Origin of the sequence: Sphingomonas flavalba (genome assembly GCF_004796535.1) — a bacterium.
In the GTDB taxonomy this organism is placed as follows: domain Bacteria; phylum Pseudomonadota; class Alphaproteobacteria; order Sphingomonadales; family Sphingomonadaceae; genus Sphingomonas_L; species Sphingomonas_L flavalba.
The window spans coordinates 146,044-170,995 of the sequence record NZ_SPHY01000007.1 but is presented as its reverse complement, the minus strand read 5'-3'; the positions used below and the strand labels follow the sequence as shown (position 1 = coordinate 170,995).

Annotated in this window: 23 protein-coding genes; 14 read left to right on the top strand and 9 right to left on the bottom strand. The window is 69.6% G+C overall.

Features of this window, described 5'->3' with window-relative positions; all coding sequences use genetic code 11:
- Both E4A53_RS14635 and E4A53_RS08905 read right to left on the bottom strand, forming a co-directional pair.
- A partial coding sequence (locus E4A53_RS14635; RefSeq protein WP_168694341.1) for a TonB-dependent receptor occupies positions 1-2,222 on the bottom strand: 2,222 nt, incomplete at its 3' end.
- A 27-nt stretch (positions 2,223-2,249) separates the two neighbouring features.
- On the bottom strand, positions 2,250-3,230 hold the full coding sequence (locus E4A53_RS08905) for an NAD(P)H-quinone oxidoreductase (RefSeq protein ID WP_136162737.1): 981 nt from the start codon (positions 3,228-3,230) through the stop codon (positions 2,250-2,252).
- An 88-nt stretch (positions 3,231-3,318) separates the two neighbouring features.
- Between E4A53_RS08905 and E4A53_RS08900 the strand changes: the two genes are divergently transcribed.
- From E4A53_RS08900 to E4A53_RS08875, 6 genes are all read left to right on the top strand, one after another.
- On the top strand, positions 3,319-3,516 hold the full coding sequence (locus tag E4A53_RS08900; protein WP_136162758.1) for a DUF1192 domain-containing protein: 198 nt from the start codon (positions 3,319-3,321) through the stop codon (positions 3,514-3,516).
- An 87-nt stretch (positions 3,517-3,603) separates the two neighbouring features.
- Positions 3,604-5,922 (top strand): ATP-dependent Clp protease ATP-binding subunit ClpA, encoded by a 2,319-nt coding sequence (gene clpA, locus E4A53_RS08895; RefSeq protein ID WP_136162736.1) that lies wholly within the window; start codon positions 3,604-3,606, stop codon positions 5,920-5,922.
- A gap of 91 nt (positions 5,923-6,013) precedes the next feature.
- Positions 6,014-6,772 carry an MBL fold metallo-hydrolase gene (locus E4A53_RS08890; RefSeq protein WP_168694340.1) on the top strand — a complete coding sequence of 253 codons (759 nt, stop codon included), beginning with the start codon at positions 6,014-6,016 and terminating at the stop codon, positions 6,770-6,772.
- 96 nt (positions 6,773-6,868) lie between these two features.
- Positions 6,869-8,932, top strand: coding sequence for an alpha/beta hydrolase family protein (locus tag E4A53_RS08885; protein WP_136162734.1), 2,064 nt, complete (start codon positions 6,869-6,871; stop codon positions 8,930-8,932).
- A gap of 181 nt (positions 8,933-9,113) precedes the next feature.
- Complete coding sequence (locus E4A53_RS08880; RefSeq protein ID WP_136162733.1) at positions 9,114-9,983, top strand: dienelactone hydrolase family protein; 870 nt, start codon at positions 9,114-9,116, stop codon at positions 9,981-9,983.
- A gap of 46 nt (positions 9,984-10,029) precedes the next feature.
- Positions 10,030-10,644, top strand: a complete 615-nt coding sequence (locus E4A53_RS08875; protein ID WP_136162732.1) for a glutathione S-transferase family protein — start codon at positions 10,030-10,032, stop codon at positions 10,642-10,644.
- 102 nt (positions 10,645-10,746) lie between these two features.
- Here E4A53_RS08875 and E4A53_RS08870 read toward each other — a convergent pair whose 3' ends face one another.
- A complete protein-coding gene (locus tag E4A53_RS08870) occupies positions 10,747-11,487 on the bottom strand; it encodes a Bax inhibitor-1/YccA family protein (RefSeq protein ID WP_136162731.1) in 741 nt (246 codons plus the stop codon).
- Positions 11,488-11,600: 113 nt separating this feature from the next.
- Between E4A53_RS08870 and thpR the strand changes: the two genes are divergently transcribed.
- Positions 11,601-12,134 (top strand): RNA 2',3'-cyclic phosphodiesterase, encoded by a 534-nt coding sequence (thpR, locus tag E4A53_RS08865; protein WP_136162730.1) that lies wholly within the window; start codon positions 11,601-11,603, stop codon positions 12,132-12,134.
- Here the strand turns inward: thpR and E4A53_RS08860 are convergent.
- Complete coding sequence (locus E4A53_RS08860; RefSeq protein ID WP_136162757.1) at positions 12,119-12,586, bottom strand: low molecular weight protein-tyrosine-phosphatase; 468 nt, start codon at positions 12,584-12,586, stop codon at positions 12,119-12,121. The genes thpR and E4A53_RS08860 overlap by 16 nt on opposite strands.
- Before the next feature lie 75 nt (positions 12,587-12,661).
- Here E4A53_RS08860 and E4A53_RS08855 point away from each other — a divergent pair, with 75 nt between their 5' ends.
- A complete protein-coding gene (locus E4A53_RS08855; RefSeq protein ID WP_206366283.1) occupies positions 12,662-14,218 on the top strand; it encodes an MFS transporter in 1,557 nt (518 codons plus the stop codon).
- Here the strand turns inward: E4A53_RS08855 and E4A53_RS08850 are convergent.
- From E4A53_RS08850 to E4A53_RS08835, 4 genes are all read right to left on the bottom strand, one after another.
- A complete protein-coding gene (locus E4A53_RS08850; protein ID WP_136162728.1) occupies positions 14,180-15,895 on the bottom strand; it encodes a SulP family inorganic anion transporter in 1,716 nt (571 codons plus the stop codon). The two genes, E4A53_RS08855 and E4A53_RS08850, sit on opposite strands and share 39 nt — an antisense overlap.
- Positions 15,896-15,944: 49 nt before the next feature.
- The gene (locus E4A53_RS08845; protein WP_136162727.1) at positions 15,945-16,214 is read right to left on the bottom strand and encodes a helix-turn-helix domain-containing protein; all 270 of its coding nucleotides are present in this window, start codon (positions 16,212-16,214) and stop codon (positions 15,945-15,947) included.
- 105 nt (positions 16,215-16,319) lie between these two features.
- Entirely contained in the window at positions 16,320-16,844 is a 525-nt protein-coding gene (locus E4A53_RS08840) for a superoxide dismutase family protein (protein WP_136162726.1), read from the bottom strand.
- Between the two features lie 123 nt (positions 16,845-16,967).
- A complete protein-coding gene (locus E4A53_RS08835; protein WP_168694339.1) occupies positions 16,968-17,756 on the bottom strand; it encodes a thioesterase family protein in 789 nt (262 codons plus the stop codon).
- Positions 17,757-17,848: 92 nt separating this feature from the next.
- Between E4A53_RS08835 and E4A53_RS08830 the strand changes: the two genes are divergently transcribed.
- Positions 17,849-18,025, top strand: coding sequence for a YegP family protein (locus tag E4A53_RS08830; protein ID WP_136162724.1), 177 nt, complete (start codon positions 17,849-17,851; stop codon positions 18,023-18,025).
- A gap of 54 nt (positions 18,026-18,079) precedes the next feature.
- Here the strand turns inward: E4A53_RS08830 and E4A53_RS08825 are convergent, their stop codons facing one another.
- Positions 18,080-20,218, bottom strand: coding sequence for a malate synthase G (locus tag E4A53_RS08825; RefSeq protein ID WP_136162723.1), 2,139 nt, complete (start codon positions 20,216-20,218; stop codon positions 18,080-18,082).
- A 141-nt stretch (positions 20,219-20,359) separates the two neighbouring features.
- Here E4A53_RS08825 and E4A53_RS08820 point away from each other — a divergent pair, with 141 nt between their 5' ends.
- From E4A53_RS08820 to E4A53_RS08800, 5 genes are all read left to right on the top strand, one after another.
- Entirely contained in the window at positions 20,360-21,568 is a 1,209-nt protein-coding gene (locus E4A53_RS08820; protein WP_136162722.1) for a hydrolase, read from the top strand.
- On the top strand, positions 21,565-22,581 hold the full coding sequence (locus E4A53_RS08815) for an arginine N-succinyltransferase (protein WP_136162721.1): 1,017 nt from the start codon (positions 21,565-21,567) through the stop codon (positions 22,579-22,581). Before E4A53_RS08820 ends, E4A53_RS08815 begins: the two co-directional genes overlap by 4 nt.
- The gene (locus E4A53_RS08810) at positions 22,581-23,825 is read left to right on the top strand and encodes an N-succinylarginine dihydrolase (RefSeq protein WP_136162720.1); all 1,245 of its coding nucleotides are present in this window, start codon (positions 22,581-22,583) and stop codon (positions 23,823-23,825) included. Before E4A53_RS08815 ends, E4A53_RS08810 begins: the two co-directional genes overlap by 1 nt.
- A gap of 75 nt (positions 23,826-23,900) precedes the next feature.
- Positions 23,901-24,122 (top strand): hypothetical protein, encoded by a 222-nt coding sequence (locus E4A53_RS08805; RefSeq protein ID WP_136162719.1) that lies wholly within the window; start codon positions 23,901-23,903, stop codon positions 24,120-24,122.
- A 9-nt stretch (positions 24,123-24,131) separates the two neighbouring features.
- Positions 24,132-24,875, top strand: a complete 744-nt coding sequence (locus tag E4A53_RS08800; RefSeq protein WP_136162718.1) for a DUF72 domain-containing protein — start codon at positions 24,132-24,134, stop codon at positions 24,873-24,875.
- The last annotated feature ends 77 nt before the right edge of the window (positions 24,876-24,952 follow it).

The following is a 24,952-nucleotide window of genomic DNA, read 5'->3' as shown; positions in this document are numbered from 1 at the left end:
GGGCCACCGGCGCCGCGCCCCGGCCCGTCGCCCGGCCCGCGCCGCTGACCCTGTGCCCCCGGCTCATGCGTTTCCTGCCCCTGTGCCCCCTGCCCCGCCGCGTTGCGAGCGGCGGCCATCGCCGCCCAGCGCTCGCGCGCCGCCTCGCGCAGCGCCTCGGCCACGCGCTCGGATGTCTTCAGCCGCCGGGAGAAATTGAACCCCCAGCGCAGTTCGCTGCCGCTGCGCCGCGCGAAGTTGACCGGCCGCGCATCGACCTGGACCAGCACGCCGTCGGCATCGCGCAGGAACCGGTCGGGAAAGGCCGCCTCGATCTCCGCCGTCGGCGCCGGCAGCGCCGCCACCGGGTTACGTGTGCGGCGGTTGATGAAATTGGCGCTGAGCGTCAGGCTGTCGGTCGGCTTCAGGTTGGCGCCGAGCTTGACCACCCGCCGGTTGGTCGCAAGCAGCGCGGCGTTGCCTCCGTCGATCTGAGTGACGGAAGCGGTTACGCCGCGGATATAGTCGAAGATCCGCACGTCGGGCGTCAGCACCACCGGGTTGCCGAGCTGCTGCATGCCGGGCGCCGCTTCGTCGTCGGTGACCGACGCGATCAGCCGCAGCGCCGGGGTCGGCGACCAGCTGGCGCCGTAGCCGATCGTCGTCAGCGTGCCGAAGTCCGACACCTGATCGACGGCGGCGTTGAAATTGACGCTGAGGTCGCCGAGCGCCGCGAGCGCCTGGTTGCGCCGGCTGGCGATCGGCAGGTCGAGGTTGAGCTGCCCGGACCCGGTTTCGCGCGACAGGCTACCGGCGGTGGCGATACCGTTCCGCCACGACCGGCTTTCGAAGCCTGTCGCCGCACCGCCGGCCTTGACCGTCGTCGTCACCGCCCCGGCCGGCAGCCGCGCCAGAGCGCCGCTGACCACCAGTTCCAGCGTGCCGCTATCCGAAATGCCGCGCGCCCGGTTGGCGGCGCGCCTGGCGATCAGCCCGTCCGGCAGGACGCCATAGGGGTTGAGGGTCGGGTCGCCGGCCGACAGGCGGGCCTGCAGCGCGCCGGCGTCCAGCCCGGCATCGCTGACCGTGCGGCTTTCGCCATGGTCGTAATTGCCGGTCAGCGACCACGTCCAGTCGGAGAGCATCCCGCTCAGCGCCACCCCGGCGTGGCCGGAAACGCCGCGCATCCGCTGGCGCAGCGGTCCGAATCCGCCAGGATAGCGGTAGAGCGTGACATCGTCGGCAAACGGCGAGAACGGGCTGGCCGCCGGCAGGGTCAGGCTGACACCGGGCAGGCCGTTCAGCGAATCGCTGCCGGTCACATCGAGGCTGGCGTTGACCGTGGCCGAGACATTGCCGAGCACCGTGCGGCTGAGCACCGCGTTCAACGAAAGCTGCTCGCTTGCCGGCCGCAACGTCCGGTAGCGGGTGACGTCGTCGACGTTGGGCGTGCCGGCGGTCGCGGCGAAATCGGCGAGCGACGGTACGCCGCCCGCCGCGCCGGCGGGCACCCCGGCAATGGTCACCGGCGCGCCGGCCAGCGTGCTCAACGCCGGATCGATCTCTCCACCGCCCGCCGCGCCGACATTGCCGGCCGCGGCGAAGGGCGCGCCGACCGCGCGCGACACCAGGTCGCGCTGGCTTTCGCGTAGCGCATCGGCATGGCGATATTCGACGCTGAGGTTCAGCCGGCTGTCGCCGCGAATCTGGAAGCGCGTCCCTTCAAGCTGCACGGCGGTACCGCCGCCGTCGGTGCTGGTGCGGCCGTCCGCCTCCGCCGTCGTCGCGCGGAACCGGCGGCGCAGGACGATGTTCACCACTTTCTGGTCGGCGCGGTAGCCGTATTTCAGCGCCACTTCCTCCGGCAGGATTTCGGTGCGCTGGATCGCCTCGGTCGGAATGTCGCGGATCTCAGAAAAGCCGGAAATCCGCTTGCCGTTGAGCAGCACCACCGGCGCGCCGCCGCTGCCCCGGTCGCTGCGCGTTTCCGCCGATAGTTCGTCGAGCAGCTCGGCGATCGTCGCGACGCCATAGGCGCGGATATCGGCGGCGTTCAGTTGCAGTTCCGGCTGGATGTCGCCGATCACCGACCCGCGCGGCTTCTGGCCGGTGACGACAATCTCCTCGTCGAATTCCTCGTCGGGAAGGGCATCCATCCCGCCCTCTGCGGGCTGGGCGGCCTGTGCCGCCATGGACACGCCAAGCAAAAGCGCCGCCGCCAGCCGCGCCGCAAACCTCGTCATCGAACGCCCTACTCCGCCCTGCCGCCCCTACGCGACGGTAAGGACGATCTTCCCGACATGTTCCCCGCTCTCCATCCGGGCATGGGCCGCGCCCGCCTCCGCCAGCGCGAAGGTGGAATCGATGACCGGCTTCAGCCGCCCGGCCTCGACATGCGGCCACACCTCGCGGCGGAGCTCGTCGGCCACCAATGCCTTGAACTCACCTGAACGGGGCCTGAGCGTCGAGCCGGTCAGCGTCAGCCGGCGGCGCATGACCGCCCATAACGGCACCGTCGCCTCGGCGCCGCGCTGGATGGCGATCGAGACATGGCGGCCGTCCGGCGCAAGGCAGGCGATGTTGCGGGCGACATAGTCGCCGCCGACCATGTCGAGCACCGCGTTGACCCCGCGCCCGCCGGTCAATTCCTTCACCGCCTCGACGAAATCCGTCTCGCGATAGTTGATCGCGTGGGCGGCGCCGATCTCCAGCGCGCGGGCGCACTTCGCGTCGCTTCCGGCGGTAACGATGACAGTCAGACCGAACAATCGGCCGAGCAGGATCGCCATCGTGCCGATGCCGCTGGTACCGCCATGGACCAGCACGACGTCGCCGTCGACCGCATAGGCGCGCTCGAACAGGTTGGTCCACACGGTGAACAGCGTTTCCGGCATTGCCGCCGCCTCGACCAGCGACAGGGCCGGCGGCACCGGCAGGCACTGGCCGGCAGACGCCACCGCATATCCGGCATAGCCGCCGCCGGCGACCAGGGCGCAAACCCTGGCGCCGGGATCGACGCCGGCAACACCATCGCCGAGCGCGACCACGGTGCCGGCGACCTCCAACCCGGGAATCGACGGCGCACCGGGCGGCGGCGGGTAGAGGCCGCGCCGCTGCATCACGTCCGGCCGGTTGACGCCGGCGGCGGCGACGCGGATCAGCACCTCGCCCGCGCCAGGGAGCGGCACCGGCCGCTCGACCGGGCGAAGCACCTCCGGCCCGCCGGCTTCTTCCGGGTCGATCGCGGTCATGGTTGCGGGCGGCGAAACCATCTTTGCTCCCCTGTCTTGCAGCGGCGCCGTTATTGACAGCGCCGGGGATCGGGTCAACATTCCCGGCATGGACATGGACGACTTTTCCCCCGCCCGTCCGCCCGATCCGCTGGTGCTCGCCACGCGGCAGGATCTGGATCCGCTGTCGGTGGCGGAGCTGCACGAACGTATCGCCGTGCTGGAGGCGGAAATCGCCAGAACGCGCGGCAAGCTGGAAGGCGCGGTTAACCACCGGGCAAGCGCCGACGCGCTATTCAGGCGATGAGGCCGCCGGCCTTGATGCGCGCGCCCCGCCTTCCGACATAGTGAGGAACGGGCCGCGCCGCATTGCCGGCCCCGAGGAGTGAACCGAATGCCGTCCTTTGCCCCCACGCTTGAAGCCACCCTGCACCGGGCGCTGACCCAAGCGTCCGGCCGCCGCCACGAATATGCGACGCTGGAGCACCTGCTGCTGGCGCTGATCGACGATGCCGACGCGGCGAAGGTGATGGCGGCGTGCGGCGTCGACCTGAACGAGCTGCGCGACCAGGTGACGACCTATCTCGACACCGAACTGGAGGCGCTGCGCGTCGAGGGCGAGACCGATCCATCGCCGACATCCGGCTTCCAGCGCGTCGTCCAGCGCGCGATCCTCCACGTCCAGTCCTCCGGCCGCGACGAGGTGACCGGCGGCAACGTGCTCGTCGCCCTGTTTTCGGAGCGCGAGAGCTATGCGGTCTATTTCCTGCAGCAGCAGGACATGAGCCGCCTCGACGCAGTCAGCTACATCAGCCACGGCGTCGGCAAGGGCGGCCAGCCGCCCGAGGCGCGCGAGGTCAAGGGCGCCGAGGAAGAGAGAGCCGCCAAGACCGACGGCAAGCAGAAGAATGAAAGTGCGCTCAAGCAGTTCTGCGTCGACCTTAACGCCAAGGCGATGGAAGGCCGGGTCGACCCGCTGATCGGCCGCAATGCCGAGATCGACCGGACGGTGCAGATCCTCTGCCGCCGGTCGAAGAACAACCCGCTCTATGTCGGCGACCCCGGCGTCGGCAAGACGGCCATCGCCGAGGGGCTGGCGCGCAAGATCGTCGAGGGCGACGTGCCCGACGTGCTGAAGCCGGCGGTGATCTATTCGCTCGACATGGGCGCGCTGCTCGCCGGCACCCGTTATCGCGGTGATTTCGAAGAACGGCTGAAGGCGGTGGTGTCGGAGCTGGAGAAGCTGCCCGACGCGATCCTGTTCATCGACGAGATTCACACGGTGATCGGCGCCGGCGCCACGTCCGGCGGGGCGATGGATGCCTCCAACCTGTTGAAGCCGGCGCTGTCGGGCGGGGTGATCCGTTGCATCGGTTCAACCACCTACAAGGAATTTCGCAACCATTTCGAGAAGGACCGGGCGCTGCTCCGCCGTTTCCAGAAGATCGACGTCAACGAGCCGTCGATCGAGGATACGGTGAAGATCCTTGCCGGGCTGCGTTCGGCATTCGAAAGCCACCACAGCGTCAAATACACCGCCGACGCGATCAAATCGGCGGTCGAATTGTCGGCGCGCTACATCAACGACCGCAAGCTGCCCGACAAGGCGATCGACGTGATCGACGAGGTCGGCGCGATGCAGATGCTGGTCGCCCCGTCGCGACGCAAGAAGGTGATCACCCCCAGGGAGATCGAGGCGGTGATCGCGACGATGGCGCGAATCCCGCCGAAATCGGTGTCGAGCGACGACAAGAAATCGCTGGCCAGCCTGGAGACCGATCTGAAGCGCGTGGTGTTCGGCCAGAACGCCGCAATCGAGAAGCTGGCATCGGCGATCAAGCTGAGCCGGGCCGGCCTGCGCGACCCGGACAAGCCGATCGGCAACTACCTGTTCACCGGCCCGACCGGCGTCGGCAAGACCGAGGTCGCGCGCCAGCTCGCCGCGATCATGGGCATTCCGCTCCAGCGCTTCGACATGAGCGAATATATGGAGCGGCATTCGGTCAGCCGGCTGATCGGCGCGCCGCCCGGCTATGTCGGCTACGATCAGGGCGGACTGCTGACCGACGCGGTCGACCAGCAGCCGCATTCGGTGCTGCTGCTCGACGAGATCGAGAAGGCGCACCCGGACCTGTTCAACATCCTGCTGCAGGTGATGGACAACGGCAAGCTGACCGACCACCACGGCAAGACCGTCGATTTCCGCAACGTCATCCTGATCATGACGACCAATGCCGGCGCGTCCGACATGGCGCGCGAGGCGGTCGGCTTCGGCAACGTCACGCGCGAGGGCGAGGACGAGGAAGCGGTACGCAAGATGTTCACGCCGGAATTCAGGAACCGGCTGGATGCGATTGTTCCGTTTAGCTACCTTCCGCCGGAAGTCGTCTCGCGGGTGGTCGAGAAGTTCATTCTCCAGCTTGAGCTGCAGCTGGCCGACCGCGAGGTCCACATCACCCTGGACGACGAAGCGAAGGGCTGGCTGACCGAGCGCGGTTACGACAAGCTCTACGGCGCGCGGCCGATGGGCCGGCTGATCCAGGAGAAGATCAAGCAGCCGCTGGCCGAAGAGTTGCTGTTCGGCAAGCTGGTCAACGGTGGCGAGGTCAAGGTTCACCTGAAGGACGGGGCGTTGACCTTCGAGATCACCGCCGCCGCGCCGAAGAAGCCGCGCAAGAAAGGCGGCGCGGACAGGACCAAGGTCAAAGTTTGAGCCGATCGCCATGGCCCGGTGGACGCCGGGCCATGGCACGGCCTGTCGCAGCACCCTCGCGCCGATCGCGCCGGCATGTCATAGCGCACCGATGCTTCTCTCCCGCCGTACGTGTATCGCCGGCCTGGCGGCGGTTGCCCTTCCCGTCCGCCTGATCGCGGCCCCGCCAACCGCATCCGCGCTTGGCGCCACCGGCATGACCGCGATCACCGACGATCTGTGGATCAAGCGGATCGACCGCCACACCTGGCTGTTCACCACCACCGCGCCGATCGACGGCGGCGTGATCTATCCGGCCAACGGCCTGGTCCATCGCAATGGCGACGCCCTCACCCTTGTCGATCCCGGCTGGACGCCCGCACAGGGGCGAGCGCTGATCGCGTGGTGCGAGCGATCCTTCGGCCGGATGCCCTCTGGCGCCATCATCACCCATTTTCACGCCGATCGCGCGGCAGCCTTGCCTGTCCTCGAGCGCGCCGGAATACCCGTCCACATGCTGCCGCTGACCCGCGCTCTGTTGAACGACGGAACGCAGTCGGCGCAGGCCCTGCCCGCACCCTTCGCCGAAGCCGCCTTCGGCCTGGAATGCTATTACCCCGGCGCCGGCCACAGCTCGGACAATATCGTGCTGTGGGACGCCGATCAGCGCCTGCTGTTCGGCGGCTGCTTCCTGAAAGACGCGGCGGCCGACAGCATCGGCAATCTTGCAGACGCGTCGGTACCGGCGTGGCGCGACAGCCTGGAACGCGTGGCGGCCCGCTATCCGCATATTCGCACGATCATTCCCGGCCATGGCCGCATCGGCGGCGACGCCATCGGCCGGACCCGCGCCCTGCTCGCCGCGCTCTAGAATTTCCGCTTCAAGCGGACCAGTTCGAGCCGTACCCCCTTGCCAAACCTCGCGAATTGCGGAGAGTGTCGCCCCCTGTCCTCAGGGGGGATTCCCATGATCCGCATCGCCTTTCTGCCGCTTGCCGCCCTTGCCCTGTCGCCCGCGCTCGCCGCGCCGGCCGAGGGGCCGGTCCGGACATTCCAGGGCGCCGACCTGTTTTCGCTGGAAGTGGCGTCGGACCCGCAGATCAGCCCGGATGGCAGCCAGATCGCCTATGTCCGCCGCTCCAACGACGTGATGACCGATCGCGCCCGCGCGACAATCTGGCTGGTCGACGTGCGCAGCGGCGCACAGATGCCGCTGGTCGCGGGCCCCGGCGCCCATATGAGCCCGCGCTGGTCGCCCGACGGCAAGCGGCTGGCCTATGTCTCGGCGGAGGACGGCGGCGCGCCGCAGCTCTACGTGCGCTGGATGGCAAGCGGCGCCACCGCCCGGGTCACCGGCCTGCCCGACAGCCCGAGCGCGATCGCCTGGGCGCCGGACGGCAACCGCATCGCCTATATCACCGCCGTACCGGACGACGCGGCGAAATTCGGCAAGGCGCCGGCCAAGCCGGAGGGGGCGAAATGGGCGCCGCCGCTGGAAGTAATCACCGCCCTCACCTACCGCGCCGACGGTGCCGGCTATCTGAAGCCCGGCTTCGACCATATCTTCGTCGTGTCGGCGGACGGCGGCGCGCCGCGCCAACTGACCTTCGGCGCGCTGAACGACAGCGGCCCCCTGTCCTGGTCGCCGGACGGCGCCACCCTTTATTTCAGCACCAACCGCCACAAGGACTGGGAACGCAAGCCGCTCAATTCGGAAGTCTACGCGCTCGACGTCGCCGGCGGCGCGCTGACGGCGCTGACCAGCCGCGACGGGCCGGACGCGGCGCCGGTCGTCTCGCCGGACGGGCGCTCGATCGCCTATCTCGGCTTCGACGACAAATATCTCGGCTACCAGAATGTCGGCCTCTACGTGATGAACCGCGACGGCAGCGGCAGCCGCCTGCTGACCGGCAATCTCGATCGCAGCATCGACGATCTCGCCTGGGCCGAGGACGGCAAGGCGATCTTCGTCGTCTATGACGATCATGCCGAGACCAAGGTCGCCCGCGTCGGGCTGGACGGCAGCATCCGCCCGGTCGCCGGCGGCCTCAGCGGATCGGCGCTCGACCGGCCCTATACTGGCGGCAGCTTCTCGGTCGCGCGCGACGGCACCGTCGCCTTCACCTCCGGCGACGCGCTCAACCCGGCCGACGTCTCGGTCAGCAAGGGCGGCGAGGCGCGGCGGCTGACCCGCCTCAACCGCGACCTGCTCGGCGGCAAGGCGCTGGGCCAGGTCAAGCCGCTGGCGGTCACCGCCGCCGACGGCCGCCGGATCGACGCGTGGATGGTGACGCCGCCCGATTTCGACCCGGCGCGCAAATACCCGTTGATCCTGGAGATCCACGGCGGGCCGTTCGCCGCCTACGCCCCGGCCTTTTCGACCGACTATCAGCTCTATGCGGCGGCCGGCTACATCGTGCTTTATACCAACCCGCGCGGATCGACGTCCTACGGCGCCGAATTCGCCAACCTGATCCACCACGCCTATCCCGGCGACGACTACGGCGACCTGATGAGCGCGGTCGACGCGGCGATCGCCGCCGGCAATGTCGATACCGACAACCTGTTCGTCACCGGCGGCTCCGGCGGCGGGGTGCTGACTGCCTGGATCGTCGGCAAGACCGACCGGTTCAAGGCGGCGGTGACCCAGAAGCCAGTGATCGATTGGGCCAGCTTCTCGCTGACGTCGGACGGCGCGCCGATGTACCACCAATACTGGTTCGACAAATTCCCGTGGGAGGACCCGCAGGGCTATTGGGCGCGGTCGCCGCTGTCGCTGGTCGGCAACGTCAAGACGCCGACGATGGTCGTGGTCGGCGCCGAGGATTACCGCACCCCGGTCAGCGAATCCGAGCAATATTACACCGCACTGCAACTGCGCGGCGTGCCGACGGCGCTGGTCAAGGTGCCGGGCGCCAGCCATGGCGGCATCGCCGCCCGCCCGTCGCAGGCGGCGGCCAAGGCTTCGGCGATCATCGCCTGGTTTGACCAGTACCGGAACAAGCCGAAATGGCAGGCGCCGGCGCAATAGCGACGCCGGACGCGGTTTCGGCGAACGGCGAATTGGGGTAGGATCGGTCCTCCTGCCCGGCCCGACATGGCGAGGCGGCGGAGCGCCGGCGGCACGCGGAAGCCCGTGCCGCGATGCGGATGGCTTCGCCACGCTGGCGATGACGGCTGCGGGCGCCATCGCCCCATCATGGAGGCCCGCCATGCACCCGTCCGAACTCCGCGCCCGCGCCATCGCCCTTTACGATCACTTCACGCATGAGGGACGCGACCGCCGCCGCTTCATGCGCGAACTGACCCTGCTCGCCGGCAGCGCGGCGGCGGCGGAAACCTTGCTGGCCGCCATCGCTGCCAACCCGGCCGCCGCCGCGATCATCGCCGAGGGCGACGCGCGGCTGAAAGCCGGCATGGTCCAGTGGGACAGCGCGCCGGGGCGGGCGATGCGCGCCTATGTCGTCGATCCGGCCGCCGGGCCGGGCAAGGCGGTGGTCGTTGTCATCCACGAAAACCGCGGGCTGACCCCGCATATCCGCGATGTCGCGCGGCGGGTGGCGCTGGCCGGCTACACCGCCGTTGCCGTCGACCTGCTCGCCCCGGACGGCGGCACCCCGGCCGACGAGGACAAGGGCCGCGAGATGATCGGCAAGCTCGACATCGCCGCCGCCACCCGCGACGCCCAGTCCGCCTTCACCCGCTTCGCCGCCGAGCGCAAGGCCGGGGTCGTCGGCTTCTGCTGGGGCGGCGCGATGGTCGACCGGCTGGCGGTCGCCGGTGCGCACAACCTGGCCGCCGCCGTGTCCTATTACGGCCCCGCTCCGGCGCCGGAGGAAGCGGCGAAGGTCAAGGTGCCGCTGATGCTGCAACTCGCCGGTCTGGATACCCGCGTCGCCCAGACCGCCCATCCGTTCGCCGAGGCGCTGAAGGCGGCGGGCAAGCCGGTGATCGTCCACGACTATCCCGGCGTCCACCACGCGTTCAACAACGACAGTTCGGCCGAACGCTACAACGCCGATGCCGCCAAGCTCGCATGGGACCGGACGATCGCCTTCTTCGACCGGCTGCTGAAGGGCTGACCGGGCTGTTTGCCCCCGAACCGACCGCAACCGAAGGAGCGATGCGATGGCCGACGAACTGATTCTCTACACCAACCCGATGTCGCGCGGCCGGATCGCCCGCTGGATGCTGGAGGAGGTCGGCGCGCCCTACCGCGCCGAGATCCTCGACTACGCGTCGACGATGAAGCAGGATCCCTATCTGGCGATCAACCCGATGGGCAAGGTGCCGGCGCTGGTCCACGGCGCCACCGTCATCACCGAATGCGCGGCGATCTGCGCCTATCTGGCCGACGCTTTTCCCGACGCCGGACTGGCCCCGCCGCCCGGCGCGCGCGGCGCCTATTACCGCTGGCTGTTCTTCGCCGCCGGCCCGGTCGAGCAGGCGGTGACCAACCACGCGCTGAAATTCGATCCGACGGCGGAACAGGGGCGGCTGGCCGGCTATGGCAACTACGATCTGGCCATGGACGTGCTGGAGCAGGCGATCACCGCCAACCCCTATGTCGCCGGGGACCGCTTCTCCGCCGCCGACGTCTATGTCGGCGCGCAGGTGATGTGGGGCGTCCAGTTCGGCACGATGCCGAAACGCGACGCGTTCATCGCCTATGCGGCGCGGCTGGCGAAACGCCCGGCACATCTGCGCGCCAGCGCGCTGGACGACGCGGCGACGGCCAAATAGCGACGTCGTGGTGCCGTCGGCCGGCCCGCACGAAGCATTCCAAAAGGAAAGGCCCGGCGGAGCGATCCGCCGGGCCTTCCCGTGTCGCCATGTCCCCGACGCTTAGCGGCGGTCGCCCATGAAGCGCAGCAGGAACAGGAACAGGTTGATGAAGTCGAGGTAGAGGGTCAACGCGCCCATCACCACCGACTTGCCGATGAAGTCGGAGCCCTGCAGGTGGAAGTACATGCTCTTGATCTTCTGCGTGTCGTAGGCGGTCAGGCCGGCGAACAGCAGAACGCCGATACCGCTGATCACCAGGTCAAGCCCGCTCGACTTCAGGAACAGGTTGATGACCATCGCGACGATAAGGCCGACGACGCCCATGATCAGGAAGGTGCCGAACGCCGACAGATCCTTCTTGGTGGTGTAGCCCCACAGGCTGAGGCCGGCGAAGGCCGCCGCGGAGGCGAAGAAGGTCTGCGCGACCGATGCGCCGGTATAGACCAGCAGGATCGTCGACAGCGACAGGCCCATCAGCACCGCATAGACCCAGAACAGCGCCTTCGCGGTGCCTTCGGAAATGCGGTTGATGCCGAAGCTGAGCCACATCACCACGCCGAGCGGCGCGAGCATGACGACCCATTTCAGGATGCCGCCGTTCAGGAACAACTGCGCGGCCGGCGATTCGGCGCCGCCCCATGCGAACAGCAGGGCGACGATGCCGGTCAGCAGCACGCCGGAGGCCATGTAGTTGTAGACAGCGAGCATGTACGACCGCAGGCCCGCATCAAAGGCGGCATCGGCGGTGGTCGACGCCGTGCGGCCGAGGGCGGTCGTGCGGGGATCAGACCAGTTTGCCATTGTTAGTAAACTCCTTTGCCCGACCGTCTGGGCCGGATAGGCGCAATATCGGTGGATTGCGCCGCGCTTTCAAGCGAAACCGGACATAAAGGCGGAACAGGAGGCCACCCGTCATGCACCGTCTGTTCGTCGCCATCCGTCCGCCAGCGGCGATCCGCGCCCATCTGCTTGAAATGATGGGCGGGGTCGCCGGCGCCCGCTGGCAGGACGATTCGCAACTCCACATCACCCTGCGCTTCGTGGGCGAGGTCGACGGGCGGGTGGCCGACGACGTCGCGGCCGCGCTCGGCGGCCTGCGTCATCCACCGCTCGCGCTGACGCTGGCCGGGGTCGGCCTGTTCGAGCGCAAGGGCAGGACAGAGGCGCTGTGGGCGGGCATCGCCCCGCAGGAGCGGATCACCCATCTGCAGGCGAAGGTGGAACGGGCGCTGGTCCGCATCGGCCTGCCGCCGGAAGGCCGCGCCTATCTGCCGCACATCACCCTCGCCCGCTTCGGTCGGTCCGGCGGCATGGCGGACCGCTTCCTCGCCGCGCATGCCGGGCTGTCCGGGCCGGCATTCGCCGTCGATGCCTTCTACCTGTTCCAGAGCCACCTCGGCCACGGCGGCAGCCGCTACGAGGCGATCCAGCGCTATCCGCTCGCCTGAGCGGCGTCGGCGATGCTCCGCGCGCCGGCGGTCACATCCGCCCAGGTGACATCGAAACCGGCATCGTCGCCGTAATAGGGGTCGGCGACCGTCTGCCCCGCCCGGCCAGCGACGAAATCGAGCAGCAGGCCGATGCGCGCGGTCGCATCGGCCGGGGCGATGCCGCGCAGGTCGGCCAGATTGTCGGCGTCGAGCGCGACGATATGGCTGAACCGGCGGAAATCCGCCGCCGTCACCTGCCGCGCGCGATAGCCGGAAATGTCGATGCCATGGCGCAACGCCACCGCCTGCGCGCGCGGGTCCGGCGCCTTGCCGTGGTGCCAGCCGGCGGTGCCGGCGGAATCGACCAGCAGGTCCAGACCGCGCGCCGCTGCTTCCGCCCGCAATGCCGCCTCGGCGAGCGGCGAGCGGCAGATATTGCCGAGGCAGACGAACAACACCGCGCTGACCAAATCACCCAACCCCTTCCGTTCGACCGTCCCGGCCTGCTAGCGTTCACCCGACAGCGGAGCAAGCGAGGGGGGATGATGGCGGCGGCCGACGAGGCAACCTCGCAGGCGGATGCGGGCTATGCCCGCTATGTCCTCACCATATTGGTCGCGGTCTACACGCTGAATTTCATCGACCGGCAGATCCTCAGCATCCTCGCCGAGGACGTGAAGCGCGACCTGGGGCTGGGCGATGCCGATCTCGGCTTCCTCTACGGCACCGCGTTCGGCGTGTTCTACGCGCTGTTTGGCATTCCGCTGGGCCGGCTGGCGGATAGCTGGCACCGCGTGCGGCTGATCACCGTCGGCCTGGCGCTATGGTCGGCGATGACGGCGCTGTCCGGCTTCTCGCGCACCGGCGGGCAGCTGGCAGCGGCACGGATCGGCGTCGGCATCGGCGAGGCGACGGCATCGCCCTGCGCCTATTCGCTGCTGTCGGACTGGTTCCCGCGCAGCCAGCGGGCGACCGCCCTCGCCGTCTATTCCTCCGGCATCTACATCGGCAGCGGCCTGTCGCTGTTCATCGGCGGCGCCATCGTCCAGAACTGGAACCTGGCCTTTCCCGGCGGCGGGCCGCTCGGGCTGGTCGGCTGGCAGGCGGCATTCCTGGCGGTCGGGCTGCCCGGCCTGCTGCTGGCGCTGTGGGTGGCGACGCTGCGCGAGCCGCCGCGCGGGCTGGCCGACGGCATCCTCACCCCGCCGACCGAACGGCCGTTTCGCGGCTTTCTCGACGAATTGCTGACCGTCATCCCGCCGCTGACCCTGATCGGCGCGGCGCGGCGGGGGATCGGGCCGCTTGCCGTCAACGTCGCCGGCGGCCTGGGGATCGCGGCGCTGGCCTGGTCGCTGATCGCCGCGACCGGCGACGGCGCACAGTGGGTCGCGGTCGGCGTCGGCGCCTATGCGGTGTTCAGTTGGGCGGCGGCGCTTCGCACCCGCGACCGCCCGGCCTTCGCGCTGATCTGGGGCAGCCCGGCCTTCCTGCTCGTTGTCGTCGGCTATGGGCTGATCGCGTTCACCGCCTATGCGGTCAGCTTCTGGTCGCTGCCCTATCTGGAACGCAGCTTCGGCGTATCGAAGGCGGTGGCGGGGCTGGTCGTCGGCGGCGCCGGCGCAACCGGCGGCTTCCTGGGCGTCGTGCTCGGCGGCCGGCTGGCCGACCGGTGGCGGCGGAACAACCCGGCCGGACGAATCGCCGTCATCCTGATCGGCGCCATCACCCCGATCCCGCTGATGATCACCAGCTTCACCACCGGCAGCGTCACGCTATTCTACGCGCTCCATTTGCCGATGGTCGGGCTGTCGAGCGCGGCGCTGGGCGCGGCGGCGGCGGCGACGCAAGACCTTGTCCTGCCGCGAATGCGCGGCGCGGCGACCGCCACCTTCTTCATCGGCACGACGCTGATCGGCCTGGCGCTTGGCCCCTACATGGCCGGCCGGGTATCGGCATGGTCGGGCGACCTGGCGACCGGCGTGCTGTCGCTGCTGCTGGTCGCGCCGCTGTCGATCGCCGCGCTGGTCCTTGCCTATCGGCTGGTGCCGCGGGCGGAGGCGACGCTACGCGACCGCGCCCGCGCCGCCGGCGAGCCGGTCTGAGCCGATCGCCCGGCGGGCGGCGGCCAGCGCGTCAGCCGGGCGGGTGCGATAGCGGACTAGCGGCGGGCGCAGGCCGTGGGCAATCAGCGCGCGGCGGATCGTCGGGCGGGCGCCTGCCAGATAGACCGGCGCCGCGCGCCGCCGCGCCTTGCGGGCGAACCCCTCGATCGTCGCGGCGGCGGTCGAATCGAGCACCGGTACGTCCGACATGTCGAGGACGAATGCCTTCGGCTGCTCGCCGATGCGGTCGAGCGCGGCGCCGACGCTGGCTGCCGCGCCGAAGAAAAACGCGCCGGATATCCGGTAGACGACAACATCGCGGTCAGTCGCCTGCGTCGGGTCGTAAGGCACCCGCTCCGCACCCGCCAGTTCGGCGCGATCCGCCTCATCGACCTCCACCGCTTGCGCCATACGGTGGAGGAACAGCAGCGCGCCCAGCGCGAAGCCGACGACGATGCCCTCGGTCAGGTCGCGGAATATGACCAGCGCGAAGGTGACGGCCAGCACCACCGCATCGCCGCGCGACGCCCGCAGCAATGTCGCGATCTGGTGCTTCTCCGCCATGTTCCAGGCGACGACGGCGAGCAGCCCGGCTAGCGCGGCAAGCGGGATATAGGCAGCCAGCGGCGCGGCGACGAGCAGGAACAGCAGCAGGAACAGCGCGTGGAACATCCCTGCCACCGGCCCGTGCGCGCCGGCGCGGACGTTGGTGGCGGTGCGGGCGATCGTGCCGGTCACGCAGATACCGCCGAACAGCGGCGAGGCGATGTTGGCGACGCCCTGCGCGACCAGCTCGCAGTTGGACCGGTGCCGCCGCCCGGTCATGCTGTCGGCGACGGTTGCGGACAACAGGCTCTCGATGCCGCCGAGCAGGGCGAAGGACACCGCCGCCGGCAGCAGCGCGACCACCCGGTCGAATGAGATCGCCGGCAGCGCCGGGGCCGGCAGGGCACGCGGAATGCCGCCGAAGCGGGATCCGATCGTCTCCACCGGCAGGTGCAGGACGACGGCGACGATCGCCGCCAGCACCACCGCGATCAGGAAGTTCGGCCAGTGCGGGCGCCACCGCCTGACCCCGACGATCAGGCTGATCGACAGCAGCGCAACGGCGACCGACGCCGGATTGATCGTCGGCGCCGCCTGCGCCAGCGCAACCAGCTTGGGCAGCAACGGCCCCGGCTCCACTCCGGCGAGCGTCAGGCCGAGCAGGTCCTTCAGCTGGCTGGCGAAGATGATGACAGCGATGCCGGCAGTGAAGCCGACCGTCACCGGATACGGGATGTAGCGGATGAAAGTGCCCAGCCCCAGCAACCCGACCGCCATCAGGATCAGGCCGGACAGCAAGGTGGCGATCAGCAGGCCGTCGACGCCGTGGGCGGCGACCGTTGCGGCAACCAGGACGATGAACGCGCCCGCCGGCCCACCGATCTGGAACCGGCTGCCGCCCAGAGCGGAAACCAGAAAGCCGCCGATGATGGCCGTGTACAGCCCGCGATCCGGCGTGACGCCCGATGCGATCGCGATCGCCATCGACAGCGGGATAGCGACGATCGCGACGGTCAGCCCGGCGAGCGCGTCCGCCCGCAGCGCGCGCCAGCCATAGCCTTCGTGCAGCACGACCAGCAGCTTCGGCGTGAACATCTCGATGAAGCCGGGGCTTCGGATATGCGCAACCATGCCACTTCGCCTTCGTGACCAGCGGCGCGGTGACGCGTCGCGCCTGTCGTCAGAAGGAAGCGCCCGCGCCCTTCGCCGCCCGAAGGCGCACGCCGCGGCCGCCTTCGCGGCTGACGGCGTTGTCGCCGATCAGCTCCACGCCGGCGGCATCGAGCGCCGCGACCACCTTGGTAAGGGTGTCGACGACGCCCCGGACGTTGCCGTCGCTGCCTTCCATCCGCTGGATGGTCGGCAGCGACACGCCGGACAATTCGGCCAGCTGGCGCTGGTCGATCCCGAGCAGGGCGCGGGCCGCCCGCATTTGCGCAGCGGTCATCATAGCGGTTCCACCTGACGGCCGCACTGATACATCGCATCAATACTAATGTCTAGAACATCAATATAGCGTGTTTTAACATGGCTACCGCCGCCCCCCATCGCCGGATCAGCCTGCGCTGAACGTCCCGCAGGCGATGCGGCCGCCGCTATTGCCGGCGGGATCGGTCTTCAGGTCGTCCGGCCCGGCGTGGACGACGAATGCGGCGCCGTCGGCATCCAGCATCGCTTCCTCGCCGCCGCTCAGCGTGGCGCCGGGAATGGTGAAGCGAATGGTGCCGGTGCCGTCCTCGGCCACCGTCAGGTTCGGCAGGTCGCCGGCATGGGGGCCATGCGGGTTCATGCTGCCGTGCATCTTGCCCGTCGGGTTCCAGTGCCCGCCCGCGGTGGCGAAATCGGGCGCGTCGCACTTGCCGGCGGTGTGGACGTGGACGCCGTGTTCGCCCGGGGTCAGGCCGGTGGCGGTGTAGACGACGTCGAGGCCGGTCGTCGTCTGCGTCGCGGTCACCGTGCCATGCGCGGTGCCGTCGGCAGCGGTCACCGTGGCGGTCGCCGTTGCGGCGACCCCTGGCTTGGCCGCGGCCGTCAGGGCCAGGGCCGACACCGCGGCCAGCGCAATCAGGTTGATCTTCATCTTCGTCTCTCCTTCCAGAAGCACGCGACGACAACAATCGCGGCCGCAAACGGCTCCGCCGCCCTCCACGCTTTCCTCGCCTAAGGTCGGGGGGCAGCAGGCGCAAGGTGCCGCCTCCCTCCCCTAGCCGTACAGCGCCACCGTCTGGCGGCCGATCAACGCCAGCCGGCCGTCGGCGTGCCACAGCTTCATGTCCTGTATGCCGTAGCCGTAGTCAGCCACCTCCCCGCGTGATTCGAACAGGTACCAGCCGGCGCCTGGCATCGCCGCGTTCGGCGGCAGTTCGACCGACCAGGTCATCGTGCTGATCGGCACGAAGGCCGGAAACAGGCTGAGCGCCGGCGGCGGCAACGCGTCGCCGAGCGCGATCAGCGCCAGCGCGCCGTCCGGCGGGCCGGCATCGTGGTGGCGCACCCAGACGCGCAGGAGCGGCCGCTCGGCGCCGCTCGCCGGCGGGTGGCCGTCGACCAGCACCGCATCGAAATGCCCGGAAAAGCCCGGCACGCCCGGCCGGGTGAAGAAAGGCACGCCGTCGTCGGGGCGGGCCACCGCCGGCATCGGCACGTCATGGTAGCGGCAGGCGGAATCCCGCGCCCGCCCGTAGCAGAGCAGCGCCTGCGTCGCCGGCCCGGCTTCCCCGTCCGCCGCGACGGCGACGAACGCGCTCGACTTGCCCCGCCGGACCATCGACGGACGATAGGCCAGCGCGCCCGCCGCCGGGCCGACAAAGGCGAATTGCGCCGAACGCAGCGGCGGCAGATCCGGAAAGGCCCGGTCCGCCGCATGGACGGCCAGCGCCGCCGACAGGCCGCCATACAGGGTCTGCCCCTGCCGCCAGTCGGCGCCGGGCGCCGCGCGATAGGCGCCGTCCCGTTCCGCCATTGCCGCGATCGTTTCGCTCAAGCCAGCCATGCGCCGTTCCTTCGACCGATATGCCACCATGCATCTTGCGCCAGCCGGACAGTGTTATAGGCTGGCCGCTCCGTGGTTAGAGGAGAGCAGGAATGGCTCACAAGTTCGAGGTATATAAGGACAAGGCCGGTGAATTCCGGGTCCGGTTCAAATATAATTCCGAAGTGATGTTCTCGACCGAGGGTTATTCCAGCAAGGGGTCGGCGCTGAACGCGATAGACTCGATCAAGAAGAACGGGCCGGACGCGCCGGTCGAAGACAATAGCTGAACCAGCTGCCGCCCCCGCGCCGCCGGCGCGGGGGCCAAGGCCGCCGTCAGGCGATCAGGCGGCCGCCTTCACCTTCTGACGATAGGCATGGAGCAGCGGCTCGGTATAGCCGTTTGGCTGCGTCGTCCCTTCGAACACCAGCGCGCGCGCCGCCTGGAAGGCGATGCTGCCGGCCGGGTCCGGCGCCATCGGCCGATAGTGCGGGTCGCCGCTGTTCTGCGCGTCGACCTTGGCCGCCATGCGCAGCAGCGCGGCATCGACCTGCTCGGCCGAACAGACGCCGTGCAGCAGCCAGTTGGCGATATGCTGCGACGAGATACGCAGCGTCGCGCGATCCTCCATCAGCCCGACATCGTTGATGTCCGGCACCTTGGAGCAGCCGACGCCCTGGTCGATCCAGCGCACCACGTAACCGAGCAGCCCCTGGGCATTGTTGTCCAGTTCCTCGGCGATCTCCATTTCCGACCAGTTGGTGCCGCCGGCGAGCGGGATGCACAGCAACTGGTCGACCCCGGGCACCGGCGCGCCGGTCAGCTCGCGCTGGCGGGCGAACACGTCGACCTTGTGGTAATGCAGCGCGTGCAGCGTCGCCGCCGTCGGGCTGGGCACCCAGGCAGTGTTGGCGCCGGATTTCGGGTGGGCGATCTTCTGCGCCAGCATGTCGGCCATCCGGTCGGGCGCCGCCCACATGCCCTTGCCGATCTGGGCGCGGCCGGAAAAGCCGCAGGCAAGGCCGATCGCGACGTTGCGCGCCTCGTAGGCGCTGATCCAGTCGGCGCTTTTCATGTCGCCCTTGCGGATCATCGCTCCGGCCCGCATCGAGGTGTGGATCTCGTCACCGGTGCGGTCGAGGAAGCCGGTGTTGATGAACACGATCCGCTCGCTGACCGCGGCGATGCAGGCGGCGAGGTTGGCGGAGGTGCGGCGCTCCTCGTCCATCACCCCGACCTTCATCGTGTTGCGCGCGAGGCCGAGGATATCCTCGACCGCGTCGAACAGCCGGTTGGTGAAGGCGGCCTCGTCCGGCCCGTGCATCTTGGGCTTGACGATGTAGATGGAACCGGTGCGGCTGTTGCGGAAACGGCCCAGCCCCTTCACGTCGTGCAGGCCGATCAGCCCGGTGAACAGCGCGTCGAGCACCCCCTCCGGCGCCTCCGATCCATCGGCGAGCAGCACCGCCGGGTTGGTCATCAGATGGCCGACATTGCGGACGAACAGCAGGCTGCGCCCCGGCAGGGTCAGCGTCGCGCCGCCCGGCGCGGTCCAGCTGCGGTCCGCCTCCAGCGCGCGGGTCATCGTCCGCCCGCCCTTCTCGAAGCTGGCGGTCAGGTCGCCGCGCATCAGGCCCAGCCAGTTGGCGTAGGCGGCGGTCTTGTCTTCCGCGTCGATGGCGGCGATCGAATCCTCCAGGTCGACGATCGTGGTCAGCGCCGCTTCCAGCACGACGTCGGCAATGCCGGCGCGGTCGTCGCGGCCGATCGGGTGGCCACGGTCGACGACGATCTCGATATGCAGGCCGTTATGGCGCAGCAGCACCGAGTCCGGCGCCTCCGCCGCCCCGCGCCAGCCGACCAGCGCGTCAGGGTCGCGCAGCGCCGGCACCAGCCGGTCGCCGGCGATCGCCAAGCCGGCGGGATCGGTCCAACTGCCTTCGACCAGCGGCACGGCGGAATCGAGGAAGGCGCGCGCCGCCGCGATCACCCGCGCGCCGCGCGCGGCGTCATAACCACCCGGTGCCGCCGTGCCCGGCAAGGCATCCGTGCCGTAGAACGCGTCGTACAGGCTGCCCCAGCGCGCATTGGCGGCGTTCAGCACGAAGCGGCCGTTCAGCGACGGCACCACGAGCTGCGGCCCGGCCAGCCGGGCGACCTCGTCGTCGACATTCCCGGTGGTGATCGAGAAAGCCGGCGGCACGTCGACCAGATAGCCGATCTCGCGCAGGAAATCGCGGTAGGCGGCATGGTCGACCGGCTGGCCGGCACGGGCATCGTGCCAGGCGTCGATCTGCGCCTGCAGCCGGTCGCGGGTGGCGAGAAGGGCGCGGTTTTCCGGAGCAAATTTCTCAAGCAGCGCCGCGGCGCCCCGCCAGAAGGCATCCGGGTCCACCCCGACACCGGCCAACGCCTCGCGATTGACGAAATCGGCAAGCGGCGCGGCGACCTTCAGGCCGGCTATCGCAACATACTCCGTCATCAACTCCCCCCTCATGCTCCGTTCGACCGGGCGCCCATGCCTGACAATGGCTGTTGCTCGCAAGCCTCGCAGGCGAAACAACTTGCGGAACGCAGGGCGCGCCCCCTTGGTCGCCGGCCGCCGCTGGCCTATGCCATATCGATGAAATCCCTTGAGACGATCGAACGCGGCGCGGTCGACGCGGCGGCCGCGGCCCCGATGCTTTCGCAAGTGGAACAATGGGCGGCGGTCAACAGCGGCTCGCGCAACCTGGCCGGGCTGGGGCGGATGGCCGGGTTGCTCGCCGACGCCTTCGCCGCCCTGCCGGGCACCGTCACCCTGGTCGATCCGGCGCCGGTCGACGCGGTTGCCGCCGACGGCCGGATCGGCGCCGTCGCCCACGGCCGCCACCTGCACCTTCGCGTCCGCCCGGACGCGCCGGTGCAGATGCTGTTCACCGGCCATATGGACACCGTGTTCGGCGCGGATCACCCGTTCCAGTCGATCACGCCGATGGCCGACGGCACGATCAACGGCCCCGGCCTGGCCGACATGAAGGGCGGCATCGCGGTGATGCTCGCCGCCCTGCGCGCGGTGGAGACAGCGCCGGAGCGCGACCGGCTGGGTTATGAAGTCGTCATCAACAGCGACGAGGAGGTCGGCTCCCCCTCCTCCGCCGCGCTGATCGCCGCCGCCGCCGCCGGCAAGGCCGCCGCCTTCACCTACGAACCGGCGCTGCCCGACGGCACGCTGGCCGGCGCCCGTTCGGGCAGCGGTAATTTCTCGCTGATCGTCACCGGCAAGAGCGCCCATGCCGGCCGCAACCCCGCCGACGGCCGCAACGCGCTGGTCGCGGCGGCTGACCTTGCCGTCCGGCTGAAGGCGCTGACCAGCGCCACCCTGTCGGTCAACCCGGCGCGGATCGACGGCGGCGGGCCGAACAACGTCGTCCCGGACCATGCCGTCCTCCGCGTCAACTTCCGCCCGGCGACGCCGGAAGCGGAGGCGGACGCGGCGGCGGCGCTCGACTCGCTCGTCGTCACCGTTGCGGCTGAACATCAGGTGGCGATCCACCGCCACGGCGGCTTCGGTCGCCCGCCCAAGCCGCTCGATCCGCCCGCCGAGCGGCTGTTCGCGCTGGTCCGCGACTGCGGCGCGGCGCTGGGCATCCCGGTGGCCTGGCGGGCGACCGGCGGGGTGTGCGACGGCAACAACATCGCCGCCTGCGGCATTCCGGTCGTCGACACCATGGGGGTGCGTGGCGGCGCCATTCATTCAGGGGAGGAATATCTGATACCCGAATCGTTGCCCGAACGCGCCATGCTGTCGGCGCTCGCCATCCTCCGCATCGCGCGCGGGGGGCGGCCATGAGCTTCCTGATCCGCCCGGCCCGCGCCGACGACCTGCAACCGCTGTACGAAATGGCGAAGCTGACCGGCGGCGGCTTCACCAACCTGCCGGCCGACAAGCCGGCGCTGGCCGCCAAACTGGAGCGATCGGCCCAGGCGCTGGCCACCGAGGAACGCGGCGAGGACCTGTTCGTGCTGGTGCTGGAGAATGCGGAAACCGGCGAAGTGCGCGGCACCTGCCAGATCTTCGCCGAAATCGGCCGGCACTGGCCGTTCTACAGCTACCGTATGGGCACGCTGACCCAGATCAGCCAGGAACTGGGCCGCACGTTCCGCGCCGACATGCTGGCGCTCAGCACCGATCTCGAAGGATCGAGCGAAGTCGGCGGCCTGTTCCTCCACCCGAGCGAGCGGGCCGGCGGCCTCGGCATGCTGCTCGCCCGCAGCCGATACCTGTTCATCCGCCAGCACCGCGCCCGCTTCGCCGACCGGGTGATCGCGGAGCTGCGCGGGGTGATCGACGAAGCCGGCGGCTCGCCGTTCTGGGACGGACTGGCCGGCCGCTTCTTCGGCATGAGCTTCCAGCAGGCGGACGAATTCAACGCCATCCACGGCAACCAGTTCATCGCCGACCTGATGCCGAAGCACCCGATCTACACCGCGATGCTGCCGGAAAGCGCGCGTAACGTGATCGGCAAGCCGCACCCGACCGGCCGCGCCGCGATGCGGATGCTGGAAACGGAAGGCTTCCTGCACGAGCATTATGTCGACATCTTCGACGGCGGACCGACGATGGAGGCACGCACCGATTCCATTCGCACCGTCGCCGAGGCGGTCGACGCGAAGGTCGCGGCAGCGGGCGGCGCGGCGGGCAATGGCCAGCGCCGGATGGTCGCCGCCGGCCGCCTCGCCTCGTTCCGCGCCGCCTATGCGCTGGTTGAGGAGCGGGCCGACGGGCAGGTGGCGATCGACCCGGCCGGCGCCGCGCTGCTCGGCGTTGCCGAGGGCGACACGATCACCCATGTCGGCCGCTGATGACGCTGGTCGAGATCAACTTCGACGGGCTGGTCGGGCCAAGCCATAACTATGCCGGGCTGAGCGTCGGCAACCTGGCCTCGGCCCGCAACGCCGGTGCCCTGTCCTATCCGCGCGCCGCCGCGCTGCAGGGGCTGGCGAAGATGCGGGCCAATCTGGCGCTCGGCCTGCCGCAGGGCCTGCTGCTGCCGCACCCGCGCCCCAACACGCGCTGGCTGGACGCGCTGGGCGTCAGCCATGCGCCGGTCGATGCCTGGGCGATGTCGGCGGCGGCGATGTGGACGGCCAACGCGGCCACCGTCTCCCCGGCGCCGGACACCGCCGACGGCCGCTGCCACCTGACCGTCGCCAACCTGGTGACGATGCCGCATCGCAGCCATGAATGGCCGAACACGCTGCGCCAGTTGCGGATCGCCTTCGCCCACCCCGCCTTTGCCGTGCACGAGCCGGTGCCGCCGCCGCTCGGCGACGAGGGCGCCGCCAACCATATGCGCCTCGGCCCGGCCCATGACGCGCCCGGCGTCGAGGTGTTCGTGTTCGGGCGCAGCGGCGGCAGCTTTCCGGCGCGCCAGCATGCGGTCGCGTCGCAGGCGGTCGCCGCCCGCCACGGGCTTGACCCGGAACGCACGCTGTTCGTCGAACAGGCGCCGGAGGCGATCGGCGCCGGCGCGTTCCACAACGATGTCGTCGCCGTCGCCGACCGGCTGACGCTGTTCGCCCACGAACAGGCCTTTTCGGACAAGGAGGCGTTCTACGCCGACCTGCATCGGCTGCTGCCGGCGGTGCAGGTCGTCGAGGTGCCGGCGGCCAGGGTCAGCCTGGCCGACGCGATCGCCACCTATCTGTTCAATGCCCAGCTCGTCACCCTGCCCGGCGGCGAGCAGGCGCTGATCCTGCCGGTCGAGGCGCGAGACCACGATGCGGTCGGCGGCTACCTCGCCGAGCTGGTCGCCGGCAACGGCCCGATCCGCCGGCTGATCTTCGTCGATGTCCGCCAGTCGATGGCCAATGGCGGCGGCCCGGCCTGCCTGCGCCTGCGCGTCGTCGCCGACCCCGATACCGTCGATCCGCGCTTCCTGCTCGACGAGGCAAAGATCGACCGGCTGGAAGCCCTGGTCCGCCATGCCTGGCCGGAGTCGATCGACCCCGCCGCGCTGACCGATCCGGCGCTGGTCGCCGACATCCTGTCCGCCCGCGCCCGCCTGCTCGACGCGCTGGACCTGACCACCGCCCTGTCGGATTAGTTGACAGTTTACCATGTTGACGCCGCGCGACTCGCCGGGCCGTCGTTCTGGCCCGCTCCTTGCTACGCCATTGACATGTTTGCCAAGGTTGCCCGCCTCTTCACCATCAAGTCCCGCTTCGAAGCCTATATCGTGATCTACGCACTGGCGGTCGGCGCGGTCGAACGCGGCCATGTCTACCTCACCCAATATCCCGGCTGGGGCGGCAAGCTGCTGTTCCTCGCCTGTACCGGCGCGGTATTCATGGCCGGGGGCAAGATGCTCGACGCGCTCGCCTACGCTCGCAATCTGCACTAAACCTGCGGCATGACCGGCACTATCCGCATCGGCGTCGGCGGCTGGACCTACGAGCCGTGGCGCGGGACGTTCTTTCCCGAAGGACTTCCACACAGCCAGGAAATCACCTTCGCCACCCGCGCGATGACCGCGATCGAGGTGAATGGCACCTATTACCGCAGCCAGACACCGGCGACCTTCGCCAAATGGGCGCAAGCGGCGCCGGACGGCTTCATCTATGCGCTGAAGGCGTCGCGCTTCTGCACCAACCGGCGGGTGCTGGCGGAAGCGGAAGGCTCGATCGCCAAGTTCGTCGGCCAGGGCATTGCCGAACTGGGCGACAAGCTGGGGCCGATCCTGTGGCAGTTCATGGCGACCAAGGCGTTCGACCCCGATGATTTCGGCGCGTTCCTGGCGCTGCTGCCCGACAGCGTCGACGGGCTGAAGCTGCGCCACGCGGTCGAAGTCCGGCATGAAAGCTTCGTCGACCCGGCGTTCTACGCGCTGGCGCGCAAGGCCGGCGTCGCCATCGTCTACGCCGACAAGCCGGATGCACCGACCATCGACGAGGCGACCGGCGCCTTCACCTACGCCCGCTTTCAGGCGACACGCGAAGACGTCGAAACCGGCTACGATACCGGGGAATTGGCCGACATCGCCGATCGGCTGCGCGGCTGGGCGGCGCGCGGCGACGTATTCGCCTTCATGATCGCCGGTGCGAAGGTCCGCAATCCAGCCGCGGCTCAGGCCCTGATCGGGCTGGTCGGGCGCTGAGCGGCGCAGCCTTTCTTTTCGCGCGCTTTCCGCAGCTTGCCCTCGCCGTCCGCCGCGCGGGCTGATAACGATGGCGA